Source organism: Pseudomonas sp. (assembly GCF_041601375.1).
In the GTDB taxonomy this organism is placed as follows: domain Bacteria; phylum Pseudomonadota; class Gammaproteobacteria; order Pseudomonadales; family Pseudomonadaceae; genus Aquipseudomonas.
In genome coordinates this window covers 1-8,918 of sequence record NZ_JBFIIG010000175.1, presented here as the reverse complement: position 1 = coordinate 8,918, position 8,918 = coordinate 1, and the positions used below count along the sequence as shown (strand labels likewise).

Annotated in this window: 8 protein-coding genes; 2 read left to right on the top strand and 6 right to left on the bottom strand. The window is 62.7% G+C overall.

From position 1 onward, the window contains the following. Positions 1-541: 541 nt before the first annotated feature. From ABZE94_RS17890 to ABZE94_RS17870, 5 genes are all read right to left on the bottom strand, one after another. Positions 542-1,039 carry a DUF934 domain-containing protein gene (locus ABZE94_RS17890; protein WP_372877033.1) on the bottom strand — a complete coding sequence of 166 codons (498 nt, stop codon included), beginning with the start codon at positions 1,037-1,039 and terminating at the stop codon, positions 542-544. Continuing rightward, a complete protein-coding gene (locus ABZE94_RS17885; RefSeq protein ID WP_372877031.1) occupies positions 1,023-2,681 on the bottom strand; it encodes a nitrite/sulfite reductase in 1,659 nt (552 codons plus the stop codon). Before ABZE94_RS17885 ends, ABZE94_RS17890 begins: the two co-directional genes overlap by 17 nt. A gap of 1,135 nt (positions 2,682-3,816) precedes the next feature. Further along, positions 3,817-4,047 carry a DUF2970 domain-containing protein gene (locus ABZE94_RS17880; RefSeq protein ID WP_372877030.1) on the bottom strand — a complete coding sequence of 77 codons (231 nt, stop codon included), beginning with the start codon at positions 4,045-4,047 and terminating at the stop codon, positions 3,817-3,819. Between the two features lie 54 nt (positions 4,048-4,101). Further along, entirely contained in the window at positions 4,102-5,427 is a 1,326-nt protein-coding gene (locus ABZE94_RS17875) for an MATE family efflux transporter (RefSeq protein ID WP_372877028.1), read from the bottom strand. A 141-nt stretch (positions 5,428-5,568) separates the two neighbouring features. Continuing rightward, on the bottom strand, positions 5,569-6,615 hold the full coding sequence (locus ABZE94_RS17870; RefSeq protein WP_372877026.1) for an RNA methyltransferase: 1,047 nt from the start codon (positions 6,613-6,615) through the stop codon (positions 5,569-5,571). A 152-nt stretch (positions 6,616-6,767) separates the two neighbouring features. Here ABZE94_RS17870 and ABZE94_RS17865 point away from each other — a divergent pair, with 152 nt between their 5' ends. Further along, positions 6,768-7,070, top strand: a complete 303-nt coding sequence (locus ABZE94_RS17865) for a DUF1883 domain-containing protein (protein WP_372877025.1) — start codon at positions 6,768-6,770, stop codon at positions 7,068-7,070. 352 nt (positions 7,071-7,422) lie between these two features. Next, on the top strand, positions 7,423-8,214 hold the full coding sequence (locus ABZE94_RS17860; RefSeq protein ID WP_372877023.1) for an alpha/beta fold hydrolase: 792 nt from the start codon (positions 7,423-7,425) through the stop codon (positions 8,212-8,214). A 291-nt stretch (positions 8,215-8,505) separates the two neighbouring features. Here ABZE94_RS17860 and ABZE94_RS17855 read toward each other — a convergent pair. Next, positions 8,506-8,918 (bottom strand): autotransporter domain-containing protein (locus ABZE94_RS17855; RefSeq protein ID WP_372877021.1); only part of this gene is annotated, 413 nt, incomplete at its 5' end.

The following is an 8,918-nucleotide window of genomic DNA, read 5'->3' as shown; positions in this document are numbered from 1 at the left end:
GACATCAACCCGCTGGGCTTTTTCTGAGTCGAGTGTTGCTCCTCGGCGCACGTGCTCCCGTGCGCCGGGTTACCCTGCGATAGGCCCCTTAGGGCGAGATTTGCAGCAGGCTGCAGTGGCCTGATCTTTACGGCAGCAAATCACTCTCGCAACGCGGCTTCGGCCGCGTTTTTTCTTGGGTGCGTCAGGCATGGCGCGTTGCGCGCAAGGGCAACCTGATCGGTCTGGCGGTCAACCGCGTTCTTACCCATGAACCGCGCCCCTGTAGGGTGGGTTAGGTGCATGTTGCCGACAGCGATGAACCCGCAAGATCCGTTGCGCCGTAACCCACCATCGGCGCAACCCGGCATGTCGCCTGGTGGGCTACGCGGCGCGCCACGATCGAGGTGGCTGTTCGTTCGAAGCTTGGCGCCGCTAAACCCACCCTACGGTGTTCCGACTCTTCGGGATTGACACCTCAGGCGGCTAGCGACGCAGCAGTGGGATCGACTTGTGCCCATCAGGGGCGGGAGTCACCCCGCCGCCTACTCGATTACAACGCTCAGGCGCGGCGGCGAAACAGCGGTTGCGGCTGGTCGCTGGACGCCTGATAAACCTCCGAGAACTCCTCGAAGGCCTTCAGTGCGTCCTGTGGGTCCTTGTCTTCGCGCAGGGCGAAGGCATCGAAACCGCAGCGTTTGAGTGCGAACAACTGATCACGCAGCACGTCGCCGATGGCGCGCACTTCACCTGTGTAGCCATAGCGAGTGCGCAGCAAATAGGCGGTGGAGCAGTGGCGGCCGTCGGTGAAGGCAGGAAAGTTGAGGGCGATCACCTGGAAGTTATCCAGCTGGTCGGCGATTTCCTCGATCTCCTCGCCGGCCTCCAGCCAGACGCCCAGGCCGCCGTCGCGGGCCTTGAGTGCTTGCGGATGTTCGATCCACAGGGCCAGGGGCACTATCAGGTCATCGCAGTTGCTGAGGCTGTCGAGGGTCGTGTCCTTGGGCAGCAGATGCCAGGTTTCGTCGACCACCTGGCCATTCTTAATGATTCGCTGCATATACGCGCTCCTTGAACGGGGCGACACCGATACGGCGGAAGGTGTCGAGGAAACTTTCTTCATCGGTGCGTTGCTCGATATAGACCTTGATCAGCTTGTCGATCACATCCGGCATGTCTTCCTGGGCAAAGGATGGGCCGAGAATCTGCGCCAGGCTGGCCTCACGGCCGGAGCTGCCGCCGATCGATACCTGGTAGAACTCCTGGCCTTTCTTGTCCACGCCGAGGATGCCGATATGGCCGACGTGGTGGTGACCGCAGGCATTCATGCAGCCGGAGATGTTCAGCTCGATGTCGCCGATGTCGAACAGGTAATCCAGGTCATCGAAGCGACGCTGGATGGCTTCGGCTACCGGGATCGACTTGGCGTTGGCCAGCGAGCAGAAGTCGCCACCCGGGCAGCAGATGATGTCGGTCAGCAGGCCGACGTTCGGGGTGGCAAAGCCCTGTTCGCGCAGTTCGCCCCAGAAGCTGAACAGTTGGCTCTGTTCGACGTCGGCGAGGATGATGTTCTGGTTATGGCTGTTGCGCACCTCGCCAAAGCTGTAGCGATCGGCCAGTTCGGCGATGGCGTCGAGCTGCTTGTCGGTGACATCCCCCGGCGCGACGCCGGTTGGCTTGAGCGACAGGGTGACGGCGACATAGCCGGGTTGCTTGTGGGCGAAGGTGTTGCGCTGACGCCAGCGGGCGAAGCCCGGGTGCTCGGCGTCCAATTGCGCCAGGAGCGTGTCCTGGTCGTGCAGGGGCTGATAGGCCGGGTCGACGAAATGCGCAGCGACGCGCGCCACCTCGTCTTCGCTCAGGGTGGTCGGGCCATCCTTCAGGTGAGCCCACTCGGCGTTGACGCGCTCGGCGAATACCTCGGGGGTCAGTGCCTTGACCAGGATCTTGATGCGCGCCTTGTACTTGTTGTCGCGACGGCCATAGCGGTTATACACACGCAGGATGGCGTCCAGGTAGCTGATCAGGTGCTGCCAGGGCAGGAACTCATTGATGAAGCTGCCCACCACCGGGGTACGGCCCAGGCCGCCGCCGACTGAGACACGGAAACCCAGCTCGCCGGCTTCGTTGTGCACCGCTTCCAGGCCGATGTCGTGCACCTCGATGGCGGCACGGTCGCTGACGGCGCCGTTGACGGCGATCTTGAACTTGCGCGGCAGGTGGGTGAACTCGGGGTGGAAGGTCGACCACTGGCGGATGATCTCGCACCAGGGGCGTGGATCGACGATCTCGTCCTTGGCCACGCCGGCGAACTGGTCGGTGGTGGTGTTGCGGATGCAGTTGCCGCTGGTCTGGATGGCGTGCATCTGCACGGTGGCCAGCTCGGCGAGGATCTCGGGTACGTCTTCCAGGTCAGGCCAGTTGAACTGAACGTTCTGCCGGGTGCTGATGTGGGCGTAGCCCTTGTCGTAGTCGCGCGCAATCTTGGCCAGCATGCGCACCTGCTTGGAAGACAGCAGGCCGTAGGGCACGGCAATTCGCAGCATGGGCGCGAAGCGCTGAATGTACAGGCCATTTTGCAGGCGCAGCGGGCGGAATTCTTCGCCACTCAGCTCGCCAGCCAGGTAACGGCGGGTCTGATCACGGAACTGCTGGACGCGGTCCTCGATGATTTGTTGATCGTACTGGTCATATACGTACATGAAGGGTCCTGTTTTCAGGCTGCTTACAGCAATTCTGCGCGCACGGCCGCGCACCCCTAACGGAGCTGAGGGAAGATACCAGCTCAGGGTTATGCGCAAAAGTGAAGTTTAAGTATATGGTTAGAACTTTGAGAACTAAGTATGGGCGAGAGCATAACCTCGGAGGCTGTGAACATATCGAGCGCGGTAGCGAGGCCGCCTCCAGGCCTTCGCGGCAGGGCGCAGCAGCGTACCGCCTTTCAGGGTGTTGCAGAATCATTAGCCACTTCACCGTGAACCCATGGTGCACTGCCTGCGGCGAGTGGCACCCTACGGGGCGCGGATTGCCCGAGGTAATTGGTCGGCGCGTAGGGCGGCTTCGGAGCGCAGCGACAACCCGCCAGCTTTGTAGCGCGACGGCGAACCCATGGTGCACTGCCTGCGGCGAGTGACAGCCTACGGGGCGCGGATTGCTTGAGGTAATTGGTTGGCGCGTAGGGCGGCTTCGGAGCGCAGCGACAACCCGCCAGCTTTGTAGCGCGACGGCGAACCCATGGTGCACTGCCTGCGGCGAGTGGCAGCCTACGGGTCGCGGATTGTTCGAGGTAATTGGTCGCAGCCTAGGCTGTTTACAGGCGACCAGGGTAGGAGGGTGTTTGTTCATGAGTGCTCAAAGCTTGAGCAAGAGCGCGACCTAGGCTTAACTGCATGAGCGAACCACTCATAAGCACAATAAAAGGGTAGCTCATGACCGACCATACCGAACAGACCGAGCCCGAAAGCCGAGACAGCGTTGTCGACGCCAGGGCGATCTTCGCCCTGATTCTGTTAGCTGTAGGCACAGCGGTATTCTGGGTAAGCCAGCAATAACCAGGCAGTTTGAAAAGCCGACGGCGGTGCGCTGCAGTCGGCTTTTTTATGGGTTTGCGGATGGGGCGGCCAAGCGTCACTGCCTGGCGCTTATGCTGCGCACGCTTTTTGGAGGTCGTGATCTGGTCAGGCGTGGGTTGTGTTTCTCTGTAGTGTCTTTCGATGCCGAGTGACCTGGCATCTGCAGCCAGTACGATCGAGCGCGCCACGGCCAAGGTGCCCGGGCCCATGGTGTTTATCAAACCCGGCTATGCCGATGAGCCGTTCGAGGCCGTGTTGCGCCGGTTCAAACACCTGCGAAATACAGCACCAGTTTGACTACGGCGAAGATCACCAGCACGAACAGCAGAGTGAACAGCAGCCCGAGGATGATGAAATGGCTGGGTTTGCCCCGGCTGAAGTCACGGCTGCGTTTCTTGCCGCTCTGTACGCCGATGGCCGCCGCCAGCACGCTCTGCAGCATTTCCCACAGAGTCAGCGGCTTATCGTTGTCGTCTGGATCGTCCTGCTTGCTCATATGCCCCCCTGAATTGCGCTCTGTCAGGCCTGTCGATTATCCAGCGATGATTGCTCACAGCTGTATCTGGGTCCAGCCTCGCCGTTGCCACATCACGGCGAAGATCACCGAGGCGAGGCCGCGCTGGAGAATCTGCAGGCTCCAGATGGCCAGCAAACCATAGCCCAATATGGGGCCGAGCAGATAAGCCAATGGTAGAAAGAACAGCCACTGGTTGCTCAGGCTGACCAGCATCACCGTGCGGCTGGCGCCGGCGCCTAGCAGTGCCTGGGTGAGCACCAGGGCGGTGGCATCCAGCACCATGCCCATGCCGGTCAGGCGCAACGGCCAACTGCCCAGTTCGATCAACGCCGGATCGCTGACGAACAGCCGCAAGATCAGTTCCGGATACAACCAGAAGGGTGTGCCCAGCAGCATCAGGCCAACTGCGGCGACCTTGACCACCTCCCAGCCCCAGCGATGGGCGGCGTCGAAGTCCTTTTCGCCCAGGCTGTGGCTGACCAGGGTGGTGGCCGCCATGCCCAGGCCGATGGCCGGCAGGATCAGCAGCAGCGCCAGGTTGATCAGTACGTGGGCCACCGCCAGCTCGGCGGTGCCGACCTGGCCGATGATCCAGAACAGCGTGGTAATGCCAGTGGCGAAGAAGAATTGCTGAGCCGAGTTGGGCAGCGACAGGCGCAGCATGCCGCGCAGGTCAATGGCGTTGGGAAGTCGAGTCAGAAAACCCTGGCGGCGAGCGCTGTGCCAGGTCTGCCCGGCATAGATCAGTGCGCCCAGGTACAGCGCCAGAGCGGTGCCGAGTCCGGAGCCGGGCGCGCCCATCCGCGGTAAGCCGAACAGGCCGTGGATCAGCGAATAACTGATCAGCACATTGGCCAGGTGCATGATCACCAGGGTGCGCATATAGACGCCGGAGCGGTGGCTGCCGTTCCAGTAGCCGCGGAAGGAGAAGTTCAGGCCGACGGCGAAGATAGCCAGCACCCGCCACTCGAAATAGGCGGTACCGATGGCCCGCACCTCGGGGTCGCCCGACAGCAGGCCAATGATCGGCTGGGCATTCAGCCAGCAGAACACCGTCAACGGCAGGGCGAGGCACAGCGCGATCAGCATGCCGACATTCAGCGGCGCCGCCAGTTCGTCCAGGCGTCCTGCGCCGCGACGCCGCGCGACCTGGGCCTGCACGCCGGCACCAAGGCCCATGACCAGAGCGATGGCCATGAAGTTGGCATAACTGCCGATGCCTACTCCGGCCAGTGCCTTCTCGCCGAGGTGGCCGACCATGGCCGCATCCACCAGGTTGAGCAGGCTCTGGCTGAGCATGCCGCCGATAATCGGTAGGCCGAGAGTGAGGATGTGGCGTAGGCGTTGACGCTCGATCATGCGGGGTTCGCTGTGGACCTGTTAACCCGGCATGCAGGATGCTCAGCGCCGGAGATGGTGTGCATCTTAACCCGCGGGCAGAGGTCGAAACATGTCGTTGGACACCGCCATGTCGGCAGCGGCTCGCCGCGTGCCTCGGTCTTACACGCCAGCTGTGCGCTCACCCAGACGACGGCGGTCGAGTACCTTGACCGCCCGGGCGCGAAGTTGTCCGCAGCCGCCGTCGATATCCTGGCCAGCGGAGTTGCGTACCTTGGTCAGCACGCCGCGGCTGTGCAGGTAGCGCACGATCTGCACGATGCGCTCGCCGTCCGGGCGCTGGAACTCATCGTCTTGCAGGCTGTTATAGGGGATCAGGTTCATGATTGCGTACTTGCCCTTGAGCAGACGCAGGATGCCGTCCATTTCGGCCTGGCTGTCGTTGATGCCCTTGAGCAGCGTCCACTGGTACTGGATCGGATAATCGATCTGCCGGGCGTAGGTTTCGCCTAGCTCGACCAACTCCTTGGGATCGATACGCGGCGCGCGCGGCAACAGTTGCTGGCGCAGTTCGCCGTCGGTGGAGTGCAGCGACAGGGCCAGCGCCGGCTTGATGCGCTGTTGCGGCAGACGCTCGAACACCCGCGGATCGCCTACGGTGGAGAACACCAGGTTGCGCTGGCCAATGCCGCCATCGGTGCCGAGCAGGTCGATGGCTTCCAGTACGTTGTCGAGGTTGTGCGCCGGCTCGCCCATGCCCATGAACACCACCTTCTTCACCGGGCGAAAGCGTCGGGCCAGCGCCACCTGGGCGAGGATCTCGGCCGTGCTCAGCTGGCGCAGCAGGCCGCTCTTGCCGGTCATGCAGAACACGCAGCCTACCGCGCAGCCGACCTGGCTCGACACGCACAGGCCGTCGCGCGGCAGCAGCACGCTTTCCACCATCTGCTTGTCGGCCAGCTCCACCAGCAAACGCGCCGAGCCGTCCGCCGCCGGGTGCTCGGAGCTGAGGCGGGCGAGGGCGTTGAGTTCCGCCGTGAGCTGCGGCAGTGCATTGCGCACCGCAAGTGGCAGGAAATTCTCGGTCTTCTGGTTGCGTGTGCCGCTATCGAGCGGTTTGCCTTGCAGCCAGGCACGGCTGATCCGCCCGATATGCATGGGCTTGGCGCCGAGGTCGGCGAGGCGCTGGTGGAAATCTTCGATGTGCATGGGGCGCGCATGCTATCACCGCGCAGGCGGCGGCGGTATCCGTGGCCTGGTGAGGTTTATTGCCTGGCGGCGTGACGAGTGCTTTGCTCAAGCCCGCCCGCCCACTCATACTAGCGCCTTGATTGGCCTGACCCAGCTGTGCGGAGCGGTAGATGAAATACATACACCAGCGCGAACACCTCAATGAAGACGACGTCGTCGTGATCGAGTGCTCGCAAACCTGCAATATCCGCCTGATGAGCGACGCGAATTTCCGCAGCTTCAAGAATGGCGGCCGGCACACCTACCACGGCGGCGCATTCGATACCTTCCCGGCGAAAATCACCGTACCCAGCAGCGGCTTCTGGAATATCACCATCGATACCGTGACCCGCAAGGCGATCAGCGTGACGCGCAAGCCGACGCTCAAGCACTCGATCAAGATCGTGCGCAAGTCGACTACGCGGCTGAGCTGAGCGGCGGATAGCACAGCGCTCGAATGCGCCGGTAGTAAAGGCATTCGCAGCCTGGACCTGTTGCAGATGAAGGTGCGCCTGGAATGCTGAATCACCTGCTTGCTTCACGCTTATGCGGGCTTACCTTCCCAGCGATCGTCGATTGTCGATGGCCACCGGGCCATGCAACTGTCCCTGCGTGTTTTCACCAGTGACTGTTCGGTCAGTACGGGTTGCAGATCCGCAGGCGGATGGAGGGATCGCCGCAGGGCCTGGCAGGCGGCATCAAGGCCGTCGAACTCGACTGATGTGGCGGCTCAGCAACCCCGGGGCATGGCTTCAAGGCACCGCGCTGTTGGCTATAGGCCTGTTATTGAGCGGATGTATCGGCGGGCGGCTGCAAGCGCAGCGCGAGGCCGCCGCGCATGTCGCCAGTAAGGCAGGGTGGCAGCGCAGTAATCTCGATGCAGGGCCGTTCGAGCTGGTGTCTTTTGCCCCGCAGGGTTTGCAGCGCACCGCTGTGCTCACCGTATACATCGAAGGCGATGGTCTGGCATGGATCAACGGCTCAACCCCATCCCTCGATCCCACGCCGCTCAATCCCCTGGCCTTGCGCCTGGCGTTGCGTGACCCCAGCGGCGCTGCAGTCTACCTGGCCAGGCCCTGCCAGTTCGTCACCGGCGCGCAGCGTCGCGGTTGCCAGCGCAAGTACTGGACCAGCCACCGTTTCGCCCCTGAGGTGATTGAGGCCAGCTCCAGCGCCATCGAGCAACTCAAGCAGCGTTTCGCTGCCGAGCGACTGGTGCTGGTGGGCTATTCCGGAGGCGGCGCGGTGGCGGCCCTGATCGCCGCGCAAAGGCGGGACGTCATGCGCCTGGTCACGGTCGCGGGTAACCTCGATCACCGTACCTGGACTGCCGATCTGCAGCTGTCAGCGCTTGACGGTTCTCTCAACCCAGCCGACGCCTGGCAACGATTGCAGTCCGTGCCGCAGATACACTTTGTCGGCGGTCAGGACGGGGTGATGGGCGAGTCGGTGGTTGAGTCCTACCGGGCGCGCTTTGCCACCGGCCCGGCGCCGACCGTCAGAGTCCTGCCGACATTCGATCATCATTGCTGCTGGGTCGAGCGGTGGCCGGATCTGCTTGGCGAAGCGGGGCTTTGAGAGCGGGTATGGGCAAAGTGCCTGCGGCTGGCGTTGCGTTACGCGAATGCAGGAAAAGCTCGATATTTTCACATCCTGAGAATCCAGCGCTTGGCGGTTTCTGGCGGAATGCCGTACGCCGAAGCTGGGCGTGCATAGACCCCCTACCCGGACTACCGGGAATGGGGTAGCCCACTTGTGGCTTGAACAAGTCGCACTGCTCGGGCAAGTGCAGCTTTTCCTTGCCGGCGTAAGCAGAAATCCCCGTACAGGCACGACGGTACGGGGATTTTTGGTGCTGCCGAGAGGGGCTTAGATATCCCAGCGCAGCTTCACCGAAGCGGTCTGGTTCAGGAAACTCTCGCGGTGCTCGGCGTCATAACGCAGCGAGATTTCCACACCGTTATCGGTGTTGGTGGTCAGTCCCAGGCCCGCACGTTGCAGCCATGGGCTGGGCTCCAGTCCGCGGGTGGTGAAGCTGGCACCAGGTGCGCCGGCAAAGCTGGAGGTGATGCTGACCTGGCTGTTCAGCGCGTCGTAACCCACGCCCAGGTTGGCGCTGACTCTGGTGCCCGGCATGAACTCGTGGCTGAGCTTGCCATCCAGGCCGAGGATCAGTTCGTCGGTGCTGCGCGAGTCCACCTTGAGGTTGGCGCTTGAGCCTTTCTCGGTGTAGCCCTCGTCCTTGATCCAGGTGTAGTCGGTGCGCACGGACGGGGTGAAGT

Excerpts from the sequence above, each read along its gene's own strand:
- ABZE94_RS17890 (WP_372877033.1), bottom strand. The coding sequence starts at position 1,039 with ATGCAGCGAATCATTAAGAATGGCCAGGTGGTCGACGAAACCTGGCAT.
- ABZE94_RS17885 (WP_372877031.1), bottom strand. The coding sequence starts at position 2,681 with ATGTACGTATATGACCAGTACGATCAACAAATCATCGAGGACCGCGTC.
- ABZE94_RS17880 (WP_372877030.1), bottom strand. The coding sequence starts at position 4,047 with ATGAGCAAGCAGGACGATCCAGACGACAACGATAAGCCGCTGACTCTG.
- ABZE94_RS17875 (WP_372877028.1), bottom strand. The coding sequence starts at position 5,427 with ATGATCGAGCGTCAACGCCTACGCCACATCCTCACTCTCGGCCTACCG.
- ABZE94_RS17870 (WP_372877026.1), bottom strand. The coding sequence starts at position 6,615 with ATGCACATCGAAGATTTCCACCAGCGCCTCGCCGACCTCGGCGCCAAG.
- ABZE94_RS17865 (WP_372877025.1), top strand. The coding sequence starts at position 6,768 with ATGAAATACATACACCAGCGCGAACACCTCAATGAAGACGACGTCGTC.